Here is a 21,413-nt window from a genome sequence, read left to right on the forward strand (position 1 = left end):
CGACCCTCACCACGGGCGGCGGGGGCCGGACGAGTGGTATGCGCTACGGCGTCGGGTTACCGCCGGGCCGACCGGCGGCTCACCGGGTGCGGACCGGCAGGGCGGCCGGGCCGGCGCCCTTCAGCGACCCGGTCACCGCCCGCTCGCTCAGCCACAGGTAGCAGCGGACCCCCCGGTCACCGACCCGCCAGCGGCCCGCGCCGGGCGGGCGGACCACCACGTCGGCGCGGTAGCGCAGCTGGGCGTCGTCGGGCACCGCCGCGAACCGGCCCAGCGCGGCGCGGCAGCCGGCGTAGAGCGGGAGCCAGTCCACGTCCCGGATCGGGTACGGGCGGTCCGGCACCTGCCACACCCCGACGAACTCGGCGTCGTGCCGGGTGCCGCAGTCGACCGGGGTCAGCGCCCGCGACCCGCGCACCGCGCCGGACGACGACGACCGCTGGCAGCCCAGCCGCAGCGCGGACTGGCCCTTCAGCGCGTCCCGCAGACTGCCGGTGCGGGCGACCACGGTGGCCGCCGCCTCGACGGTGGTCAGCTCGCTGACGTCGCACCGGTACCAGCGCGCGCCGGCCGTCCAGCCGGGCGCGGTGGGCAGCGCCACGGCCAGCCGCAGCCGACCGGCCCGCCAGTCGTCACCGACGTACCCGGCGGTCTTCGTGTCGCACTCGGCGAAGGCGCCGCGCAGCTCGGCCGAGCCGGTGGCCGGCCGGGTGGCCCGGCCGGCCGGGAACGTGCCCACGTGCACGGTCTCCACCTTGTGCGCGACCGCGCAGTCGACCGGCGCGTACGCCGCCAGGCCGACCGTGTCGGTGAAGTCGGCGACCTGGCAGACCCCGGCGGCCGGGGTGAACGGGGCGGGCGCGGGCAGCGCCGCCCAGTCGTCGGTGAGGTCGCCGTCCAGCCCGCCGGCGGCGGCGCAGCCGCCCAGCAGCACGGCCACGACCAGCGCGGCGGCCGGGGTCGTCATCGTACGGCGCATCGCGGCCTCCCCCAGCCGACGACCGTCAACCCGACGGTCCGCCCAGGGTAACCAACAATGACCTTCCGATGACAGACCGAAGGTCGCCCACCTTTCCCGCCCGATCGGGCGGAACCGGTCAGTTCAGGCTGGCGGCCAGCGGGTTCGGCACCGGGTCACCGGCGGTGCCGGCGGCGGCGACGGCCGGGTCGGCGCCCAGGTCGACGATCCGGTTGTCGGCGTCGACGTGCACCACCCGCGGCCGGTACGCCCGCGCCTCGGCGTCGTCGAACTGCCCGTACGAGATGAGGATGACCAGGTCACCGGGGTGCACCAGGTGGGCGGCCGCGCCGTTGATGCCGATCACGCCGCTGCCCCGCTCGCCCGGGATGACGTACGTCTCCAGCCGGGCCCCGTTGGTGACGTCCACGATCGCCACCTGCTCACCGGGGAGCAGGTCGGCGGCGTCGAGCAGATCCTGGTCCACGGTCACCGAGCCGACGTAGTGCAGGTCGGCCTGGGTCACCGTGGCGCGGTGGATCTTCGACTTCAGCATGGTCCGGAACATCGGGCGCCTTTCAGCGGGTGTGGTGGTGGGTGGGTCAGGAGCGGGGGGCGAGCCGGAGCGCCGCGTTGTCGATCAGCCGGGTGCTGCCCACCCAGGCCGCGACCAGCAGCCGGGCCGGGCCAGTGACCGGGCCGGGTTCCAGCTCCGGGTCGGTGAGCACCAGGTAGTCCAGGCGTACGCCGTCGGCGGCGGCGAACGCGCGGTGCGCGGCGGCCAGCACCTCGCCGGCCGCGTGGCCGGAGTCGGCGGCGGCGACCCCGGCCCGCAGCGCGGCGGAGAGGCTCAGCGCGGCCCGGCGCTCCGGCGCCGACAGGTAGCGGTTGCGGCTGGACAGCGCCAACCCGTCCGGCTCCCGGACGGTCGGCACGCCGACCACCTCGACCGGCAGGTCCAGGTCGCGGCACATCCGCCGGACCAGGGTCAGCTGCTGGTAGTCCTTCTCGCCGAAGAACGCCAGTTCGGGGCGGGTCAGGTGGAGCAGCTTCAGCACCACGGTCAACACCCCGTGGAAGAAGCCGGGGCGACTCAGCCCCTCCAGGTCCTCGCCGAGCGGGCCCGGGTTGACCCGGACCGCCGGCTGCCCGTCCGGGTACATGTCGGCCACCGCCGGGGCGAACACCACGTCCGCGCCGGCCCGGCGGCAGATCTCCAGGTCCGCGTCGAGGGTGCGCGGGTACCGGTCGAAGTCCTCGTTCGGGCCGAACTGCAGCGGGTTCACGAAGATCGTCACGATGACGTGATCGGCCCGCTCCCGGGCCGCCCGCAGCAGCGTCTCGTGGCCGGAGTGCAGCGCGCCCATGGTCATCACCACGCCGACCGTGCCGGTCAGCCCGTCCCGCGCGGCGGCCAGCTCCTTGCGGGTGTGCACCAACTCCGTCATCGGGTACCGACCTCCTGGTGAATGCCCGCCAGCACGTCGAGCAGCGACTCGGCGTCCGTCGGCCGGAGCCGGCCGGCGGCGATCGCCCGGTCGGCGGTCCGTCGGGCCAACGCCAGATAGGGGGGTACGGATTCCGGCGCGACCTGCGCCAGCCGGGCCAGGTGCCGGCGTACGGTGCCCGCGTCGCCCCGGGAGACCGGGCCGGTCAGCGCGTCGTCGCCGAGCCGCAGCGCGTTCTCCAGCGCGGCCCGCAGCAGCGGGGCGAGGACCTTCTCCGGATTGCCCACCCCGGCGTCGCGCAGCCGGTCGGCCGCCTCGTTGACCAGGGTCACCAGGTGGTTCGCGCCGTGCGCCAGCGCCGCGTGGTAGAGCGGGCGGTCCGTCTCGCCGACCCACTCGGGCACCCCGCCCAGGTCGGCGACGAGCCGGGCGGCCAGCGGGCGCAGCGCGGCCGGAGCGGTCACCCCGTACGAGATGCCGGCGAGCCGGCCAAGGTCGTCCGGCGTACCGGTGAAGGTCATCGCCGGGTGCAGGGCGAGCGGGTGGGCGCCCACCGCGGCGGCCGGGGCCAGCACGGCCAGCCCGTGCGCGCCGGAGGTGTGCGCGACCACCTGGCCGGGGCGCAGCGCGCCGGTCTCGGCCAGCCCGGCGACCACCCCGGCCAGGGCGTCGTCCGGCACCGCCAGCAGCAGCAGGTCGGTGGCGGCCCGGGCCACCGAGGTGGCCGAGCGGTCGGGGACGCCGGGCAGCAGCAGGGCGATCCTGGCCTTGGAGGCGCCCGACACGCCGGCGGCGGCGACCACCCGGTGGCCGGCCGCGACGAACGCGGCACCCAGCACGGCGCCGACCCGGCCGGCGCCGACGACGCCGACGGTCAGGGTGCGCGGGAAGACCAGCTGGAGGCGCGGGGCGCCGGACTCGGCGCCGCCCGACGGTACGGCCGCCGCACGCGGGGCGGCCGGACGCGGGCGCAACGGTGCGCTCATGGCAACGATCCAGTCCTCGAAGGGGGTACCGGTCGACCGCAAGTATGCGCCGGGGTGACAGATGCCGAACAAGGATGTGTGAAAACCTTCACCACGGTCGACCGGGCCGCCGGCGGTGTCGCCGACGGCCCGGCCGGGGGTCCACCGCGGCGCTAGGGTCGGCACAGTGCCGTCCCCTGAACGAGGAATGAGCTGATGTCGATCCGGTGGCGGGACGCGATGGACCGGGCGCTCTACGGCCCGGACGGCTTCTTCGTCGCCGGCGCCGGCCCGGCCGCGCACTTCCGCACCAGCGTGCACGCCTCCCCGGTGCTCGCCGAGGCCGTCTGGCGCCTGGTGGAGCGGGTCGACGCGCTCCTCGGCCACCCAACCGACCTGCAGGTGGTGGACGTCGGGGCGGGCCGCGGCGAGCTGCTGCGGGCCCTGTCGTCCCGGGCCGCCGAATCCGGCCGCCCGGCACCCACCGCCGCGCCCCCACCCGCCACGGCCCCACCCGCCGCCGCCCCGCCGGCAGCTGACCCACCCGCCACGATCCCGCCGACCGCGGTGCCCCTCGCCGACCGGGTACGCCTCACCGCCGTCGAGCGGGCCGCCCGCCCGGCCGACCTGCCGGCGGAGATCGAGTGGTCGACCGAGATCCCGGACCGGATCGTCGGCCTGCTGATCGCCACCGAGTGGCTGGACAACGTCCCGCTGGACGTCGCCGTACCCACCCCGGACGGCTGGCGCCACCTCCTGGTCGACCCGGCCACCGGCACCGAATCCCCCGGCCCCCCACTCGACCCCGCCGACCAAACCTGGCTGACCACCTGGTGGCCCCACCTCGCGTCACCGGCCCTCGATGAGTCGATCAAGAGGTTTGCGTCCCCGGAAGACCCGGATCCGGATCGAAACTTCTTGATCGACAACGGGGACGGCGGGCCACCGGGGCGGATGGAGGTGGGGCGGGGGCGGGACGAGGCGTGGGCGGGGGCGGTGGGGCGGGTCGAGCGGGGGTTGGCGGTGGCCGTCGACTACGGGCACCTGCGGGACAGGCGGCCGGTGGACGGGACGCTGACCGGATATCGGGGCGGGCGGCAGGTGCCGCCGGTGCCGGACGGGGCGTGTGACGTCACCGCGCACGTCGCCATCGACTCGGTCGCCTCCGCCGGTGAGCGGGTCGCCCGGTGTGCGTACACCCTGGTGTCGCAGCGAGAGGCGCTGCGGGCGCTCGGGGCCGACGGCGGCCGACCCCCGCTGAGCCTGGCCGGTCGTGACCCGGCCGGGTACGTGCGGGCGCTGGCCGCCGCGTCGGCGGTGGCCGAGCTGACCGACCCGGCCGGCCTGGGCGGGCACTGGTGGCTGCTGCAACCGGTCGGCATCGACGCTGTCGGCGTCGGCGGTTGAGTTCGTGACACGATGACGGGCATGACCACCGGCGACCTCCGTGAGCTGACCGTCGGCACCGGCGCGGGCGGTGAGCAGCTGGGCACCGACATGGTGCTCAACATCGGCCCCCAGCACCCCTCCACGCACGGGGTGCTGCGGCTGAAGCTGGTGCTCGACGGCGAGCGGGTGGTCACCGCCGAGCCGATCGTCGGCTACATGCACCGGGGCGCGGAGAAGCTGTTCGAGGTGCGCGACTACCGGCAGATCATCGTGCTGGCCAACCGGCACGACTGGCTGTCGGCGTTCTCCAACGAGCTGGGCGTGGTGCTCGCCGTCGAACGGCTGATGGGCATGGAGGTGCCCGAGCGGGCCACCTGGCTGCGGATGGCCCTGGCCGAGCTGAACCGGGTGCTCAACCACCTGATGTTCCTCGGCTCGTACCCGCTGGAGATCGGCGCGATCACCCCGGTCTTCTACGCCTTCCGCGAGCGGGAGACCATCCAGGCGGTCATGGAGGAGGTCTCCGGCGGCCGGATCCACTACATGTTCAACCGGGTCGGCGGCCTCAAGGAGGAGGTGCCCGCCGGCTGGACCGGCCGGGCCCGGGCCGCCATCGGCGAGGTACGCGGGCGGATGCCCGACCTGGACAACCTCATCCGGCGCAACGAGATCTTCCTGGCCCGTACCGTCGGGGTGGGGGTGCTCTCGGCCACCGACGCCGCCGCGTTCGGCGCCTCCGGCCCGGTCGCCCGGGCCTCGGGGCTCGACCTGGACCTGCGCCGCGACGACCCCTACCTGGCGTACGACCAGCTCGACGTGCCGGTGGTGACCAAGACCGCCGGGGACTGCCACGCCCGCTTCGAGGTGCTGCTCGACCAGGTGTACGCCTCGCTCGACCTCGCCGAGCAGTGCCTGGACCGGGTGGACCGGCTCACCGGCCCGATCAACACCCGGCTGCCGAAGGTGCTCAAGGCGCCCGAGGGGCACACCTACGCGTGGACCGAGAACCCGCTCGGCATCAACGGCTACTACCTGGTGTCCCGCGGCGAGAAGACCCCGTGGCGGCTCAAGCTGCGCACCGCCTCGTACGCCAACGTGCAGGCGCTGGCCACGCTGCTGCCGGGCTGCCTGGTGCCGGACCTGATCGCGATCCTCGGCTCGATGTTCTTCGTGGTCGGCGACATCGACAAGTGACCGGTCAGCTCCAGCGCGGGGCCTCGTCGCGCTGCGGGTGACCGTACCGGTCCGCGCCACCCCACTGCTGCTGCCCCCGCGGGTCCCGCCACGCCTCGGCCGACGCCCGGCCCCGGGGCGGCTCGGCCGGCTCCCGGTCCCGGGGCGGCTGGGCCGACGCGCGGCCCCGGTGCGGCTCCGCCGACGCCCGGTCCCACTGCGGCTCGGCCGACGCCCGGTCCCGCTGTGCCGGCGGGCGCCAACGGTCGGCCGGCTCGCGATCGTCGGCCGACCGCCGGCCCCGGCGCTCCTCGACGGGCTCCTCGCCCCACCGCTGGTCGCCCGGCTGCTCGCCCCACCGCTGGTCGCCCGGCTGCTCGCCCCACCGCTGGTCGCCCGGCTGCTCGGGCCATGCCTGGTCGCCCGGCTGCTGGGGCCATGGCTGGTCGGCCGGCTGCCGGCCGTCCACCGGCCGCTGGCCCCGCGCCGGGCGCCACTCCCGCGGGACGGGTACCCCGCCGGCGGGCAACGCCGGACGCTCCACCGGCCCCGGCCAGCCCGCGCTCTGCCCCTGCCCCGGCCAACCGCCGCGTGGCTCCTCGTCGTCGTACTCACGCGCCGGGCCGTCCCAACTGTCGGCGCCCCGGGCCGCATCGCCGGTGGGGAACGAACCGTTCGCGCGCCGCTCGTCCACCCGGGGCGACTCGGAGCCCTCCTGCCGCAGGGCGGCCCACCGGTCGGCGTACCGGAAGCCGTCGGCGCGCACCTCCGCCCGGCGCTCCCCGACCCGCACCTCGCGGGCGTGCCCATCGTCGCGTACCTCGGCCCACCGGTCCCCCGACCGGGCGGTCGACCAATCCGCGTCCCCGACGGCGTACGAGCCGGTGGCCCGGCCCCGATCGGTACGGCCGGCGGACGGCCGGTCGTCGCGGAGGTCGTCCCACCGGTCGTCCCGCTGACCGTCCGGGCCGACGCCGCCGGGCGCCCCCGGCCAGGACCGACCGTCCCGCAGCGGACCCGGCCAGGAGCGGTCGTCGGGGACGTCGTCGGACCGGTCGGCACGGTGCTCGTCCGGCCAGGACCGGTCTCCCCGGCGCTCGTCCGGCCAGGGACGGTCGTCGTCGTGAGGGCCCTCCGGCCAGGACCGGTCTCCCCGGTGCTCGTCCGGCCAGGAACGGTCGGGGTATCCGCCGCCGTGGGTGTTGCCGGTCGGCGACTGGGGGCCGTCCATCACGGTGTGCCGGGTGGTGACGTGATGGACCGTCTCGGTGTGCCGCACCACGCCGAGCGGGCGCGGGGCCGGCTCCGGTGCGCGCGCGAACCCCCGCGGCTCGCGGCCCGGCCCGCCGTACACGCCGGCCTGGCCGCTCGCCGGTCGCTCACCGCCGTTCCGGCCACCGGCCGGCTCGTCGTCCTCGCGGTCGAGCGTGGCGCGACCGCGCGGTGCGGGCGTCTCCTCGGCGGCCCGGCGCCGACCGGCCGGGGCGTCGTCCTGCCGGTCCGGGGCGGGCACCCGAGCGCGCCCCGCGCCGGCCCGCTCGTCCACGGCGCTCGCTCGCTCGTTCACGGTGCCGGGCCGCTCGTTCCCGGCGGCGGTGGCACTGCCGGTGGGAGCGCCGTCGCCGGCCGCCGCGGCGATGCCGGCGCCGGCCGCCAACCGGTGACGCAGCCCGACGACCTGGTCCTCGGCCCGCTGCGCCCGGTCGAGCGCCTGGTTGCCACGCTGGGCGGCGGCCACGATCTCGCTACGCAGTTCACGGCGCAACTGCTCCAGCTCGACCGACACGTCCTCCGCGGCTGCGCCGCCGTCGGCGCGCAGCGCGATGGACAGGCCGATCAGCACCACCGCGGTGATGGCCAGCACCGCGGCGAAGCGCAGCGGGCCGTTGCCGTCGGCGACCAGCAGGATCAGCGCGGCGATCGGGGCCAGCCCCACACCGATCCAGAACAGGACGGTCAGCAGCTGTGGACGGCGCTTGTCGGTCAGGACCGGGGCGGACATGGGTGTGCAGCCTACCGAGAGTTGCCCGACCGAGAAACCGGGCGGAAGCGACGTTCACCACCCCTTCGCCCGTCAGAAGGGGCGTCCACCCCCCGGTGGCCGGGCCGGCCCCGAGCCGTTCGCGGGTGGCTGGCCCGGCCCAGAGACCGTTAGCGGGTGGCCGGGCCGGCCCTGAGCCCGTTCCCGGGTGGGCCGCCCGGCTGCTCCCGGCGTGGACCGGAACCCGGTCGCGGTCGGAGTGCACCGACCGCGACCGGGTGCGGGATCAGCCGTTGGCGAGCGCGCCGTCGGAGGAGAAGACCAGGCCCACGCTGGCCTTGCCGGTCTTCAGCGCGGTCTTGGTCTGCGGGCCCCCGGCGTCCAGCGAGCTGAACGAGCCGGCCTTGAAGTCGTACACCTGCACCAGGCCGGCCTGGCACTTCGGCCGCTGCGGGCACTCCGGCGGCCCGGCCAGCACGGTCGCCTGACCGGAGCACTTGCCGGCCAGGTCGGAGAGGGTGGTCAGCGAGTACTTGTCGGCGAAGGCCTTGGTGACCGCGAACGCGTTCTGGTCCTGTGCCGGGGACGGGGTGCCGAAGGTGATGCCCACCTTCTCGCCGGACGCCTTCAGCGCGCTGACCGTCGTGTTCAGCTCGGGCGAGGAGACCGGCTTGGCGTCCTTGCCGTTGGCCTTGGTGTTGAAGAACTCGGCCATCGTCGCCGCGTACTCCGGGACGACCTGGATCTGGCCCTTCTCCAGCGCCGGCTCGTACAGCTCCCGGTTGCCGATCTGCTGCACCTTGACCTGGTAACCGGCGGCGGTCAGCGCGATCTTGTAGAGGTTGGCGATGATCTGGCTCTCGGAGAAGTTGCCCGCGCCGACCACGATCTGCCCGCCCGGGCCCTTGGCGATGCCCGCGGTGACGTTGTTCGCCGAGGCGAACTCGTCGGCGGCCGCCTCGGGCGTCTTGCGGTCGACGTCGACGGACTTGTTCAGCGCGATCAACTTCGGCGTGTCGAGCGCCGCGGAGACCTTGTCGAGGGCGGCCAGCAGCTGCGGGTTCGCCGCCTTCGCGTTGACCGCCGGGATGATGTTGTCGGTGTTCTGGAGCTTCTTGTCGTCCTGCAGGACGACGAGCTGGTCACCGGCGACCGGGGCGCAGCCCGCGCCGCTGGCGCCCTGCTGAGGCGCGTCGGTGCCGGAGGACCCGGCGCCCCCGCACCCGGTGAGCAGACCCGCCGCGGTGACGGCGCCGAGGGCGCCGACCGTCAGCCGTGTCCGTACGCGCATGTGTTGCCCGCCTTCCGTGTCCCGGCGCGGCCCCGAACGGGGAACCGGCCGCGTGTCCGACGGACGATCCGATCGGGCCGCCCGCGAGTTCCACCCAATATCCTCCGGCTCCGACCGACAAACTGGGGGTCGGATTCGTCACAGGATCGTCACCGGAACTCAACTTCCGGCGGTGGCACCCGCCGCCCGCCGGTCGGCGGCCCGCCGGTCACGTCGCAGCGGACGCGGGGTGACCAGGCGTTCCAGCACCGCGAGCAGCCCCTCGGCCAGCAGCGCGAGGCCGGCCACCAGCACCCCGCCGGCCACGATCTGGCCGCCACCGGCCGCGATGTCCAGCCCGAATCCGGCCCGGATGATCTCGCCCAGCCCGCCGCCGTTGACGAACGAGGCGAGCGCCGCGGTCGCGATCACCTGCACCGCGGCCGTCCGGAAGCCGGCGGCCAGGTAGGGCACCGCGAGCGGCAGCTCCACCCGGCGCAGCACCTGCAGGCCGGACAGGCCCATGCCGCGGGCCGCGTCGCGCGCCTCGGCGTCGGCCTGCCGCACCCCGGTGTACGCGTTGGCCAGCAGCGGCGGTACGGCGAACACGGCCAGCGCCACCACCACCGCGGGCCGGCCGAAGCCGAGGAAGGTCAGCGGCAGGATGGTCAGCAGGGCCAGGGTGGGGATGGAGAGCGTCAGGTTGGAGATCAGCACCACCAGCCCGCCGCCGCGGCCGGTGTGCCCGAGCCAGAGGCCGATCGGCCAGGCCACCAGGCAGCCAAGCAGCACCGCCGCGGCGGACATGCTCAGGTGCTCGCCGAGCCGGTCCAGGATGCCACCCGGGTTGGTCCAGTTCAGCGGGTCGTTGATCCACCGCACCGCCTGCTCGAGCGGGTTCACCGGGCCCTCCAGGAAAGGTCAGGGGTCGTCATCGGGCCCGCCGCAGCCAGGGGGTGAGCAGCCGGCCCAGCCCCGCCAGGATCAGGTCCAGCACCAGGGCCAGCACCACGCAGAGCAGCGTGCCGGTCATGATCTGCGCCTTGTAGAAGTTGTTCTGGAAGCCCGCGAAGATCAACTGACCCAGGCCGCCGCGGCCGACCACCACCCCGACGGTGACCAGCGCAACCGTGGAGACGGTGGCCAGCCGCAGGCCGGTGAGGATGCCGGGCAGCGCCAGCGGCAGGTCGATCCGGAACAGCCGGGCCCAGCGGCCGTACCCCATCCCCTCGGCGGCGTCGCGCACCTCGGGGGGCACCTGGTTCAGCCCGGCGACCGCGTTGCGCACGATCACCAGCAGCGCGTACAGCACCACCACGGTGAGCACCGTGATCGCCCCGATGCCCAGGTACGGCGCGATGAAGGCGAACAGCGCCAGCGACGGAATCGTGTAGAGCACGCCGGTGAGTGCGAGAATCGGGCCGGCGAGGCCACGGAACCAGTACGCGGCCACCGCCAACGGCAGGGCGACCAGGGCGGCGATCAGCACCGCCCGGGCGGTCAGCGAGGCGTGCTCCCGCAGCGCGGCGAGGATCGTGTCAGAGTTGTCCCGCACGTACTGCCAGGAGAACCAGGGGTTACCCGGATCGGCCCGGTAACTCAGGTGGAAGGACACACGTGGACGTTACCCCGGGAACCCCGGACGACGCCGGGCACGGCGCCGCGTCGATCACCCTGGACGGCATCCGGAAGCGCTATCCGGACGGCACCGAGGCGGTGCGCGAGCTGAGCCTCGACATCAAGGCCGGCGAGCTGGTGGTGCTGATCGGGCCCTCCGGCTGTGGCAAGTCCACCGTGCTGCGGATGGTCAACCGGCTGATCGAGCCGACCGGCGGCCGGATCATGCTCGGTGACGAGGACATCACCCGGGTCGACCCGGTGCGGCTGCGCCGCCGGATCGGCTACGTCATCCAGAACGTCGGGCTCTTTCCACACCAGACGGTGGCCGCCAACGTGGGCACCGTGCCGCGGCTGCTGGGCTGGTCGAAGGAGCGGATCCGGCAGCGTACCGGCGAGCTGATGGAGCTGGTCGGGCTGGACCCGGCGCAGTTCGGCCGGCGCTACCCGCACGAGCTCTCCGGCGGCCAGCGGCAGCGGGTCGGGGTGGCCCGGGCGCTCGCCGCCGACCCGGTGGTGCTGCTGATGGACGAGCCGTTCTCCGCCGTCGACCCGATCGTGCGGACCCGGCTGCAGGAGGAGTTCCTCCGGCTGCAGGCCGAGGTGCGCAAGACCATCGTGCTGGTGACCCACGACCTGGATGAGGCGGTCCGGCTCGGCGACCGGATCGCGGTGCTCTCCGAGGGCGGCCGGCTGGAGCAGTACGACACCCCGGCGGCCCTGCTCGGGTCGCCGGCCTCGCCGTTCGTCCGGGAGTTCGTCGGCGCCGACCGGGGGATCCGCCGGCTGGCGGTCACCCCGGTCACCCGCGAGGTGCTGGAGCCGGCCGCCCCGACCGGGCGGGACCTGCCGGCGGTGCCGCTCGGCGGTTCGGCGTACGACGCGCTGGCCGCCATGCTCACCGCCGGCGTCGACGCGGTGGTGGTGACCGACGACGACCGGCCGGCCGGCACGCTCAGCCGCTCCCGGGTGCTGGAGCTGGGCCGGACCGGCGCCTGAGCCCCCGCGTCCGCCGACCGGCGCACCGGTCGGCGGACGCGTTCGTCTCCGGCGGCGTGCTCAGGCGCGCCCGCCGAGGCTGGCCAGGCCGATGATCCAACCCGCGAAGAGGCCGTAGGTGGCGCCCGTCCCGGTGGTCTCGAAGGCGGCCAGCAGCGACCCGCCGCCGGTCAGCAACGCCGCCAGCAGGGTGGCCAGCCCACCGGCCAGGGTGTACGCCGCCCACCCGGAGAGGAACTGGCTGGCCGAGCCCGGCACCCGGGCCACCTGCGCGGCGGGCAGCAGGTAGAGGAAGGTCGCGGCGAGCACGGCCAGCAGGATGGCCCGCAGGTCGGCGGCGAGCACGCCCTGCCCCGGGCCGGCCGGTTCCAGCCGCCAGGCCGGCCAGGCCAGCAGCCGCAGGAACCAGCCGCCGGCCGAGTTCGGGTCGGTGTGCGCGGCCCACCCCACGTACCAGGGGCTGCCGCAGACCGCGATCAGCAGGAGCGCGGCGGCGGTGCCGGTGCCCGCCGCGGTGCCGGGGCCGCGGACGGTGCGCGGGCGGTTGGTGACGGCCATGCGGCGGGAGGTTCCCGAGCCGGCGCCGCGGACAAACCTCGCCCGCCCGGCGGTGCGACCGGTCAGTGCTTCATCAGGTAGTCGATGAACGCGGCGCGCAGCAACGGCGCCGACTCCTCGTACCCGTGGCCGGTCAACTCCCGCCACAGCGCCGACGCCTCGTCGAGGGTCGGGCCGACCGAGTTCGGCGCGCCGTCGAGCGCGGCGGCCTCGTCCGCGTTCGGCAGGTGCCGCAGCACCGACCAGAAGAAGCGCACGTCGTGCCGCTCCCGGGCCAGCGCGAAGGCCCGCTCCCGCAGCTCCTCGGTGGGCAGCGCGTCGAGTTCGTCGAAGGTACGGCCGGTGCCGGCGGAAGGAGTCTCGGTCATGCCCGCGAGCCTAACCGGCGAGATCACCGGCGGCCCGCCGGACGCGGCGCGGCGCCGCCACCGCCCCGCGCGGGCCCCGCGCCGGGCGGCCGGGCCGACCGGCCGGGTCAGCGGCCGCCGGTGTCCCAGCGGTCGCCGCCGGTGTCCCAGCGCGGCGCCTGCCACGGGTCGGGCGGGGTGGCGGTCGACTGCGGCGGCACCGGCGGCCAGTCGCCGTTGTGGCTCGGCCCGGGCAGCGACCAGCCGGCGCTGATCGTCCCGTCGCCGGCCGGGACGTACTCGACCCGGTCGACGGTGGCCGCCCGTGGCCGGCCGAACGACTCCACCAGCCGGGTCGCCACCAGCCCGAGGGCGAGCGCGGCGGCGCCGACGGTCCACCGGTTGACCGTCCAGCCCCGGGCGGCCACCCAGGCCTGGAAGACGACCACCAGGCAGACCGCGATCAGCGTGCCGAAGAGACCACCGCGCCGGCCGTACGCGCTGGTGCCGGCGAGCAGCGCCACGCCGACCGCCAGCACCGTCCAGTCCAGCCCCGGGTCCGGGACGACCGGGCCGGTCGAGTTCGCCGCCAGCAGCAGGCCGCCCAGCATGGCCAGCACCGTCGAGCCGGTGAGCGCGGCGGCGGTCACCACGGCGGCGGCCACCCCCCGCCGGCGGGCCGGATCGGCCACCGGCCGGAACCGGCCGACCAGCCGCCGGACGGCCCGGAGCGCGCCGAAGATCCCGCCCAGCACGGCCACCGCGGCGAACCCGGCGAAGAGATAGAAGGCGGCGCGGTGCGGGTCGTAGTCGCCCTGAACCGTGACCGGCGCGTCCCGCCGCTCGATCCAGACGACCACCCCCGACGCGGCGGCCAGGCTGGCCGCCCAGCCGGGCACGTGCAGCACCACCACCGCCCAGGCCAGCGCCAGTCCACCGAGCGCGGCGGCGATCAGCGCCGGGGTGAGCGCGGCGGCCATGCCCCGGTCGCCCTGCTCGGCGAAGTGCAGCGCGGCGGCCACCGCGACCGGGCCGACCGCCAGGTTCACCGCCGCGGTGCGCAGGCTGAGCCCGGCCGCGAGGGCGAGCAGGCCGAGCGCGACCGCGTTGACCAGCAGGTCGCGCAGCCGGTCGCCGCGCAGCGCGTCGGCGTCCTGCCGCCAGAGCAGGTACCCCAGGGCGACCAGCGCCGCCAGCAGCAGGGTCTCCCAGAGCAGGTGGACGCCGACCCGGTCCTGCCCCGGCTCGCCGTGCTCCGGGTCGTCGAAGACGTTCTGCAGCATGGTCGCGGGCACGCCGGAGGAGGGTGCCACCGCGCCGCCGCGGCCCGGTTCGTCGTACCCCATGCGACGCCTCCCCCGTGGCCGGCCGTCAGCGTCGGCGGCCGGCTCGTACCGGTCGCCTGGGACGGTACCTGCGCGCGGGGGCGGGGCGTAACCCCCTGATCAGCGGCCCCCGGGCCGGGGCTGGCGGTCGGCGTCCTCACGGTCGGAGTCGTCGTCCCGCTCGGGCACCCGGCAGGAGCGTTCCAGCCAGAGGGCGGCGGCGACCAGGGCGAGCGAGGCCAGCAGCCCGGCGCCCGCGGCCGGCCGGTCGTCGAAGGCGGCGTTGGTCCGTTCGACGAAGAGCCAGGCGGTCAGGCCGGCGTAGCAGCCGGTGAAGATCGCACCGGCCAGCGCGGAGGCCTTGGCCAGCACCACGAGGCGGGCCACCAGCAGCGGGTTCACCGGTTCCCGGCCCGGCTTGCGGTCGATCCGGGCCCGGGTGCTGACCGCGGCGTACCCCTCGATCACCGCCAGCCCGACCAGCGTGATCACCGGCAGCCACGGCAGGCCCTGCGCCACGTCGTAGTAGAGGCTGCTGATCAGCAACCAGGCCAGGGCGGCCGCGGCGAGCGCGGCGACGGCCAGGGTGGAGATCCGCGTCGGGCCCATCCGCTCGCGGTCGGGGCCGCCGGGCGGTCGGGAGTTCGCCTGCGTCATGCCGACCGGCTCCAGTGGGTCATGGGGTCGACTCTAACGCCAGATCTGGACGGGGACGCAGTTCCAGGGCGTCGCCGGCCAGCGGCTCGGCGTTGAGCAGGTCGGTGAGCCAGCCGTGCCCGGGCAGCCGGCCGTGCGGCTCGATGTCGATCCACGGCCGGAGCACGAAGGCGCGCAGGTGGGCGCGGGGATGCGGCAGGGTCAGCTCGGGGTCGTCCCGGCGTACCGGTTGGCCGGCATCGTCCCAGACGGCGATCACGTCGACGTCCAGGGTGCGCGGGCCGAACCGGCGGCCCGGGTCGCGGACCCGGCCGGCCGCCGCCTCGGCGGCCCGGGCCCGGTCCAGCCAGTCGCCGGGGCCGGCCGCCGGGTCCGCGACCAGCACCGCGGCGTTCAGGTACGCCGGCTGGTCGACGTCCCCCCACGGTGGGGTCTCGTAGACGCCGGAGACCACCAGCAGCGTGTCGTCGAGGACGCCCAGCGCGGTACGCAGGTTGGCCAAGCGGTCGCCGAGGTTGCTGCCCAGGGACAGCACGGCCCGGGTCACCGGGCCCGCCGCAGGGTCACGGCCACGTCGGCGAAGGTGTGCGGGATCGGCGCCTCGGGCTTGTGCACGGTGACGGTGGCCGCGGCCACCGACGGCGCGGCCAGGCAGACCGCGAGCAGCCGGTCGGCGAGCGTCTCGATCAGGTTCACCGGCTCGCCGGTGACCACCGCGACCAGTCGTTCGGCCAGCTCGCCGTAGTGGACGGTGTCGGTCACCTCGTCCGAGCGGGCGGCCGGGGCGAGGTCGAGCTCCAGCACCACGTCGACGACGAAGTCCTGCCCCTGGGCGCGTTCGAAGTCGTAGACGCCGTGCCGGCCGCGCGCCCGCAGGCCGGTCAGCGTGATCCGGTCGGTCATCGCGCCCGCTCCCGGAGGCCGGCGACCGGCCCGGTCAGCCGGGGACGGCCGGTCGCCGCCCAGACGGCCAGCGCGTCCGCGGTGCCGCGCACGTCGTGCACGCGTACCCCCCAGGCGCCGGCGGCGACGGCGAGCAGGCTGGTGGCGGCGGTGGCGACCTCCCGGCCGTCGGTCGGCCGCGGGGTCCCGTCCGGCCCGGCGAGCAGCCGGCCGAGGTACGACTTGCGGCTGGCGCCGAAGAGCAGCGGACGGCCGAGCTCCAGCAGCTCCGGCAGGCGGGTGCTGAGTTCCCAGTTGTGTGCCGCGGTCTTGGCGAAGCCGAGCCCGGGGTCGATCACGATCCGGTCGAGCGCGACGCCGGCGGCGAGCGCCGCGTCGATCCGTCGGGCGAGCTCGGTCCGCACGTCGGCGACCACGTCGCCGTAGCCGGCCAGCTCGCGCATCCCCCGGGAGTGGCCCCGCCAGTGCATCAGCACCCAGGGGCAGCCGGCGTCCCGGACCACCCGGGCCATGTCGGCGTCCGCCAGCCCACCGGAGACGTCGTTGACCACCGCCGCGCCCGCGTCCAGGGCGGCGGCGGCCACCGCGGCGCGGGTGGTGTCGATGCTGACCGGCACCCCGGCCGCGGCGAGCGCGCGCACCACCGGCACCACCCGCGCCGACTCGGTGCCGGCGTCGACCCGGTCGGCGCCGGGGCGGGTGGACTCGCCGCCCACGTCGACCAGCTGGGCCCCGTCGGCGTGCAGCCGCACGCCGTGTGCGACCGCGGCGTCCAGGTCCGCGTACCGTCCGCCGTCGGAGAAGGAGTCGGGGGTGACGTTGAGGACGCCCATCACCACCGGGGCCGGGGCCCGTACCAGATCGGTCACGACTAGACCGTACCGGTCGCCGCGGGCCCGGCTCGGAGCGCCCGTCCAGCGGGGCTGACGTGCGCATTGGAACAGGTGTACGATCGGTCGTCCGGGTCGAATCGGGCCGACTCTTCGCGGGTTGTCGCAAAGGGGGGCGGCCCGTACGCTGTGGAATTGCCCAGCATCTTAGATGGCGAAGCCTGGAGGGAGGGCCGAAGCGGGAGAAATACGCCCAAAACTCGCCACTTTGCGTGGTGGGTGACGGACCCAGCGTCGCCGACGCTGAACCACTTGAGCACATTCCCGTCAGGCTTGCCTACTGCACCGCCGCGGCACCCGCCGGCCGCGTTATGGGGAGGTTTCCAGTGATCGCCTTCGAGCTCATGGCGACGGCGTCGTCCAGCGTCACGCAGGCGCTGCACACCCTCGCGTCCGCTCCGCTCGCCGAGCCCGCACCGAAGGGCATCGACACCAACGGCGTCGTCACGTTCTTCGCCAGCAAGATCGCGCCCATCCTGCTCGCCGTGCTCGGCGTCATCTTCATCGGCCGGGCCAGCCGCGGCGAGATCTCCAAGGTGCTGACCAGCTCGGCCATCGCCATCGTCGGCCTGGCCTTCATCGCCGGCGCGGCCACACTCTTCTTCGTCGGTGACTACCTGATTAAGCTGATCTTCGAATAGGCGCGGACATCAGATGCGGCTGCGCACCGACGACGACATCTACCGGGCTCGCCTGGTCTACCTCGGGCCGCCCGGCTACACCCTTCCCGTCCACCTGCCGTACGCCCAGTACGGCCTGTTCATGCTGCTCGTCCCCCTCTACGTGTTCATCCACTGGCTGTTCACGCTGCGAGTCGAGCTCTTCCCCGCTTGGGAGATCGCTCTCGCGATCGTGACCACCTCGTTCATCTTCCGGTACGTCGACCCGGACCGGCCGGCGCGGATGGTCATCCGTACCGCGCTCACCGACTGGCGGCGCACCCGGGAGCCGGCCACCGAGCTGCGGGACCCCCGCCTGGTCGGCAGCCGGATCAGGATCCGGGAGGAACTGGCATGACCGGGCGGACTTCGTACCGGCAGTCGCAGCGGCACGCGGGTGAGGCGGTCGAATGAGTCGCTCTTCCACGCCGGGGCATCCGGCCGGACGCAACGGCGGCACGCACGGTAACCGTGCGCGGTCGTTCGACTACCCGGCGGATGAGACGCGGGGCGAGGAAGCCCTCGACCCCGCCCTGGTCACCAGCCCCGGGCACGGCGGCGTCGGGGTCTTCCAGGCCCCCCGGCCGCCGGCCGGCCGCGGCGCGCCGGTCGAGCCGACCTCCGCCCCGCCCATGCTGGTCGGCGACGGCACCGACATCGACTCCCCGTTTCTCGACCTGTTCGGCGGTCCACCGCCGGCCGCCCCGGCGCCACCGCCGGCCCCGCCGCGGCCCGGCCGCGACCCCGCGCCGATCCCGCACCAGTCCGCGCCCGCCACCCCGCCGCCGTCCGCCGAACCACGTCGGGCGCCGGCCACCGACCCGCCCCGCGCCGCGGAGCCACGGTGGACGCCGGCGGCCGACCCGCCCCGCGCTCCCGAGCCACGGTGGACGCCCGCCGACGAGACGGCTCGCACGTCCGTGGCCGAACCACGGTGGACGCCGGCCGAAGCGCCCCGCACGCCGGCCGTCGAGCCGGGTCGGCGCCCGAACGATGAGCCGCGCCGGACGCCCGCCGTGGAGGCGCGCCGGACGCCCTCCGTCGGGGCACCCGCGGTGCCGGCCGGCGAGCCGGGCAGGGCGCCCGCGGTGGAGCCGCTCTGGACCCCGGCCGTCGAGGCCCGCCCGACGCCCGCCGTGGAGGCGCGCCACCCCGCGACGCCCGGCGGTGGCCGCACCCGGGTGCCGCACCAGAACGGCAGCACCCTGCCCGCCCTCCGGCCGCCGGCCGACGCCGAACTGGTCGACGACGAGCTGCTGGATGACGAGCCGATGGACGGCGCGCGGGTGGACGACGCCCCGCTGGCGCGCCCCGCCCGCGAACGGCACCGGGTCGCCGAGCAGGCGGCCGGGTCGGCAGCCGCGCGCGCGGCTACGGAGCGCGGCCGGCACGACGCGGCGGAGCGGGCCCGGTGGACGACGCCGGAGCCGTCCCGGCCGGCGCCGGGCCAGCGCCACCGGGCGGCCGGCGCGCCCCCGACCCCGGTCGAGCTTCCGCCGTCGGCCCCGGTCGGGCCGGCCCTGCCCGCGGTGGAGGACGCCGGGCCAGCCGCGCTCGCCGACCGGCCCACCGGCCCGGCGCCGCGCGGCGGACACGAGCTGGCCGGGCACGACCTCGCGGAGGCGCCGTCCCGGGAGCTCACCCCACCCCGGCAGCGGGCGGCCGACCGGCGCCGGGAGGCGGCGAAGCCGGCCCGGGTGCGCCCCCCGAAGATCAAGTTCGGTGACCGGGACCCGTCGATCGACCTGGCCGTCACCGAGATCGCCGGGCACCTGACCTTCACCCCGAACACCGTCACCGCCTGGTACTGGCTGCCCGAGGTGCGCTGGGCGTTCCGCCCGGACGCCGAGCGCGAGGCGCTGCTCTCGGCGATCTCCGAGCAGTACGCCGGCCTGGCCGGGTTCCGGCTGCACCTGCGCCGCACCACCCGCCCGTTCCCCGCTGACGAGTGGGCCCGCACCATCGACGCGCACACCGCGTCGCCGCTGCCCGACGTACCGGGCACCACGGGCTGGGCCGACCATCTGGTCGCCGCCCAGCGGCACCTGATGGCGGTCAACCACGCCGAGGGACAGACCTACCTGGGCGTCACCTTCGCCCGGCGCTCCCTCGGCGACTCGCTGACCGAGCGGCTGCTGCGCGCCTTCGGCCGGGGCACCGCCGACGGCGAGCGTCGCAAGCTCGGGCGCACCGTCGAGCAGTTCGACGAGGTGCTCGGCGCCTTCGGCATGCGCGGCCGGCGGGTCACCTCGCAGGAGCTGGAGTGGCTGCTCTACCGCTCCGTGGCACTCTGCATGGCCCCGCCCGGCACGCTGTCCCCGGTCACCAACGGCAAGTGGGAGCGCGGCGACCTGCTCGCCCTCACCGAGCAGGTCGAGCGCTACCGCACCCCGTACGGCTCGACGGTCAAGCTGGTCAACCGGATGACCGGCGAGGAGCGGCACGTCGCCGTGCTGGCCGTCGGCCGGATGGAACCGTTGGAGATCCCCGAGAAGCACGAGCCGTGGCTGCACTTCCACGAGCGGCTGCCCTGGCCGATGGAGATCTCCACCCGGGTCGACATCCTCGGCTCCGGCGACTCCTTCCGTAACCTCGAGCACCGGCTGCGGATGATCCGTTCCCAGCAGCTCGACTACGCCGAGCACGGCATCGACGCGCCGCCCGAGCTGGAACGACTGGCCAAGCGTGCGCTGGTGATCGGCGACGAGATGACCACCGGCCTGCCGGTGGACTCCGCCCGGGCGCACGGCTGGCACCGGATCGCCGTCGGCGGCCGGACCCGCGAGGAGTGCCTGGAACGCGCCCGCCGGCTCATCCAGCTCTACAGCCGGGAGCTACGCATCTCCCTGCAGCACCCGAAGAACCAGGACTGGCTGGCCCGCGAGTTCATCCCCGGCGAGCCGATCGCCAACACCGGGTACGTCCGACGGATGCCGGTGCCGCTGCTGGCCGCCGCGCTGCCGCAGGCCGCCTCCACGGTCGGCGACCGCCGCGGTGACCTGATCGGTCGTACCGCCGGCACCTGCCGCCGGCCGGTCTTCCTCGACCTGCACTTCCCGATGGAGGTGCGCGAGCGCTCCGGCCTGGCGGTCTTCGTCGCCGAGCCGGGCGGTGGCAAGTCGACCCTGCTCGGCGCCCTGGGCTACCTGGCCGCCCGGCGCGGGGTGCAGGTGACCCTGCTCGACCCGTCCGGCCCGCTCGCCCGGCTCTGCGCGATGCCCGAGCTGAAGCCGTACGCCCGGGTGCTCAACCTGACCGGCTCCGAGCCGGGGACGCTGGCGCCCTACTCGCTCATCCCGACGCCGCTGCGCAGCGAGTTCGGGGTGGGGGCGGCCGGCGACCGGGAGTACGAGATCGCCATCTCCAACGCCCGCGCCGAGCGCCGGATGCTGGTGCAGGACATCTGCATGATGCTGGTGCCGCCGCAGGTGGCCCGCGAGTCGTCCACCGCGACGCTGTTCCGGCACGCCGTACGCCAGGTGCCGGCCGAGGAGGCGTCCACCCTGGACGACGTGGTCGCCTGCCTGCAGGGGTTGGACGACGACGCCGGCCGGGAGCTGGCCAACCTGCTGCTCGACACCGCCGAGATGCCGCTGGCCATGCTCTTCTTCGGCCGGCCCCCGGAGGGGCTGCTCGGCGCCGACGCGGCGCTCACCGTGATCACCATGGCCGGGCTGCGGCTGCCCGACCTGAAGATCGAGCGCGAGTACTGGTCGGCCGAGGAGGCTCTGGCCCTGCCGATGCTGCACACCGCGCACCGGTTGGCGGTCCGCCGCTGCTACGGCGGGTCGATGTCCTCGCGCAAGCTGGTCGGCCTGGACGAGGCGCACTTCATGGAGGGCTGGCGCTCCGGCCGCTCGTTCCTGGTCCGGCTGGCCCGCGACTCCCGCAAGTGGAACCTCGCCGCGCTGGTCGCCTCGCAGAACCCGAAGGACATCCTCGGCCTCGACGTCCAGAACCTCGTCTCCACCGTCTTCGTCGGCCGGATCGCCGAGGACACCGAGATCGCCTCCGAGGCGCTGCGGCTGCTGCGGGTGCCGGTCAACGACGGCTACGAGGCGACCCTCGCCTCGCTCTCCGCCGTGGACACCACCTCGGCCGCCCGGCTCGGGTTCCGCGAGTTCGTGATGCGCGACGTGGACGGCCGGGTGCAGAAGGTCCGGGTCGACGTGTCGTACGTCGAGGGGCTGCTGGAGCACCTGGACACCACGCCCGCCGTCGCTCAGGCGGCCGCACAGCTGCTGCCCGCCGTACCGGCTGATCTGGAGGCGTGA

At 75.4% G+C, this 21,413-nt stretch carries 21 protein-coding genes; 6 read left to right on the plus strand and 15 right to left on the minus strand.

All coding sequences use genetic code 11. The features are described 5' to 3' along the window. Positions 1-79: 79 nt before the first annotated feature. The 4 genes from ACFY3U_RS15655 to ACFY3U_RS15670 form a co-directional block, all read right to left on the minus strand. Positions 80-979 carry a septum formation family protein gene (locus ACFY3U_RS15655; RefSeq protein ID WP_387201165.1) on the minus strand — a complete coding sequence of 300 codons (900 nt, stop codon included), beginning with the start codon at positions 977-979 and terminating at the stop codon, positions 80-82. Between the two features lie 118 nt (positions 980-1,097). After that, on the minus strand, positions 1,098-1,526 hold the full coding sequence (panD, locus tag ACFY3U_RS15660) for an aspartate 1-decarboxylase (protein WP_387201168.1): 429 nt from the start codon (positions 1,524-1,526) through the stop codon (positions 1,098-1,100). A 34-nt stretch (positions 1,527-1,560) separates the two neighbouring features. Beyond that, positions 1,561-2,406, minus strand: coding sequence for a pantoate--beta-alanine ligase (gene panC / locus ACFY3U_RS15665; RefSeq protein WP_387201170.1), 846 nt, complete (start codon positions 2,404-2,406; stop codon positions 1,561-1,563). Further along, positions 2,403-3,392 carry a Rossmann-like and DUF2520 domain-containing protein gene (locus ACFY3U_RS15670; RefSeq protein ID WP_387201173.1) on the minus strand — a complete coding sequence of 330 codons (990 nt, stop codon included), beginning with the start codon at positions 3,390-3,392 and terminating at the stop codon, positions 2,403-2,405. The genes panC and ACFY3U_RS15670 overlap by 4 nt, the downstream gene beginning before the upstream one ends. 195 nt (positions 3,393-3,587) lie before the next feature. Between ACFY3U_RS15670 and ACFY3U_RS15675 the strand changes: the two genes are divergently transcribed. After that, positions 3,588-4,778: an SAM-dependent methyltransferase gene (locus tag ACFY3U_RS15675; protein ID WP_387201176.1), complete on the plus strand. Its 1,191-nt coding sequence runs from the start codon at positions 3,588-3,590 to the stop codon at positions 4,776-4,778. A 12-nt stretch (positions 4,779-4,790) separates the two neighbouring features. Further along, positions 4,791-5,954, plus strand: coding sequence for an NADH-quinone oxidoreductase subunit D (locus tag ACFY3U_RS15680; protein WP_387201179.1), 1,164 nt, complete (start codon positions 4,791-4,793; stop codon positions 5,952-5,954). A 4-nt stretch (positions 5,955-5,958) separates the two neighbouring features. Here the strand turns inward: ACFY3U_RS15680 and ACFY3U_RS15685 are convergent, their stop codons facing one another. The 4 genes from ACFY3U_RS15685 to ACFY3U_RS15700 form a co-directional block, all read right to left on the minus strand. Continuing rightward, the gene (locus tag ACFY3U_RS15685) at positions 5,959-7,935 is read right to left on the minus strand and encodes a hypothetical protein (protein ID WP_387201182.1); all 1,977 of its coding nucleotides are present in this window, start codon (positions 7,933-7,935) and stop codon (positions 5,959-5,961) included. 265 nt (positions 7,936-8,200) lie between these two features. Next, entirely contained in the window at positions 8,201-9,205 is a 1,005-nt protein-coding gene (locus ACFY3U_RS15690) for a glycine betaine ABC transporter substrate-binding protein (protein ID WP_387201185.1), read from the minus strand. A gap of 159 nt (positions 9,206-9,364) precedes the next feature. After that, on the minus strand, positions 9,365-10,087 hold the full coding sequence (locus tag ACFY3U_RS15695) for an ABC transporter permease (RefSeq protein ID WP_387201188.1): 723 nt from the start codon (positions 10,085-10,087) through the stop codon (positions 9,365-9,367). Positions 10,088-10,115: 28 nt separating this feature from the next. Further along, positions 10,116-10,799 (minus strand): ABC transporter permease, encoded by a 684-nt coding sequence (locus ACFY3U_RS15700; protein ID WP_387201191.1) that lies wholly within the window; start codon positions 10,797-10,799, stop codon positions 10,116-10,118. A gap of 2 nt (positions 10,800-10,801) precedes the next feature. On the opposite strand from ACFY3U_RS15700, the gene ACFY3U_RS15705 reads away from it, so the two are divergent. Further along, positions 10,802-11,800: an ABC transporter ATP-binding protein gene (locus ACFY3U_RS15705; RefSeq protein ID WP_387201194.1), complete on the plus strand. Its 999-nt coding sequence runs from the start codon at positions 10,802-10,804 to the stop codon at positions 11,798-11,800. A 60-nt stretch (positions 11,801-11,860) separates the two neighbouring features. Here the strand turns inward: ACFY3U_RS15705 and ACFY3U_RS15710 are convergent, their stop codons facing one another. The 7 genes from ACFY3U_RS15710 to folP form a co-directional block, all read right to left on the minus strand. Further along, a complete protein-coding gene (locus ACFY3U_RS15710) occupies positions 11,861-12,358 on the minus strand; it encodes a hypothetical protein (protein ID WP_387201197.1) in 498 nt (165 codons plus the stop codon). Between the two features lie 62 nt (positions 12,359-12,420). Next, positions 12,421-12,726, minus strand: coding sequence for a hypothetical protein (locus tag ACFY3U_RS15715; protein WP_387201200.1), 306 nt, complete (start codon positions 12,724-12,726; stop codon positions 12,421-12,423). Positions 12,727-12,833: 107 nt separating this feature from the next. Then, complete coding sequence (locus ACFY3U_RS15720) at positions 12,834-14,051, minus strand: ABC transporter permease (protein WP_387201203.1); 1,218 nt, start codon at positions 14,049-14,051, stop codon at positions 12,834-12,836. A gap of 99 nt (positions 14,052-14,150) precedes the next feature. Next, on the minus strand, positions 14,151-14,687 hold the full coding sequence (locus ACFY3U_RS15725) for a DUF3180 domain-containing protein (protein ID WP_387201205.1): 537 nt from the start codon (positions 14,685-14,687) through the stop codon (positions 14,151-14,153). A 19-nt stretch (positions 14,688-14,706) separates the two neighbouring features. Next, positions 14,707-15,234: a 2-amino-4-hydroxy-6-hydroxymethyldihydropteridine diphosphokinase gene (folK, locus tag ACFY3U_RS15730; RefSeq protein WP_387201209.1), complete on the minus strand. Its 528-nt coding sequence runs from the start codon at positions 15,232-15,234 to the stop codon at positions 14,707-14,709. Then, a complete protein-coding gene (gene folB, locus ACFY3U_RS15735; protein ID WP_387201212.1) occupies positions 15,231-15,590 on the minus strand; it encodes a dihydroneopterin aldolase in 360 nt (119 codons plus the stop codon). Before folB ends, folK begins: the two co-directional genes overlap by 4 nt. Continuing rightward, the gene (gene folP, locus ACFY3U_RS15740) at positions 15,587-16,459 is read right to left on the minus strand and encodes a dihydropteroate synthase (protein WP_387201215.1); all 873 of its coding nucleotides are present in this window, start codon (positions 16,457-16,459) and stop codon (positions 15,587-15,589) included. Before folP ends, folB begins: the two co-directional genes overlap by 4 nt. 347 nt (positions 16,460-16,806) lie before the next feature. On the opposite strand from folP, the gene ACFY3U_RS15745 reads away from it, so the two are divergent. The 3 genes from ACFY3U_RS15745 to ACFY3U_RS15755 are packed head-to-tail and all read left to right on the plus strand — an operon-like array spanning position 16,807 to position 21,413. Next, positions 16,807-17,121, plus strand: coding sequence for a hypothetical protein (locus tag ACFY3U_RS15745; RefSeq protein ID WP_387201218.1), 315 nt, complete (start codon positions 16,807-16,809; stop codon positions 17,119-17,121). A 13-nt stretch (positions 17,122-17,134) separates the two neighbouring features. Continuing rightward, positions 17,135-17,497, plus strand: coding sequence for a hypothetical protein (locus ACFY3U_RS15750; RefSeq protein ID WP_387201221.1), 363 nt, complete (start codon positions 17,135-17,137; stop codon positions 17,495-17,497). A gap of 52 nt (positions 17,498-17,549) precedes the next feature. Next, a complete protein-coding gene (locus ACFY3U_RS15755; protein ID WP_387201224.1) occupies positions 17,550-21,413 on the plus strand; it encodes an ATP-binding protein in 3,864 nt (1,287 codons plus the stop codon).

The sequence above is a fragment of the Micromonospora sp. NPDC000089 genome, from assembly GCF_042899365.1.
Classification (GTDB): Bacteria; Actinomycetota; Actinomycetes; order Mycobacteriales; family Micromonosporaceae; genus Micromonospora.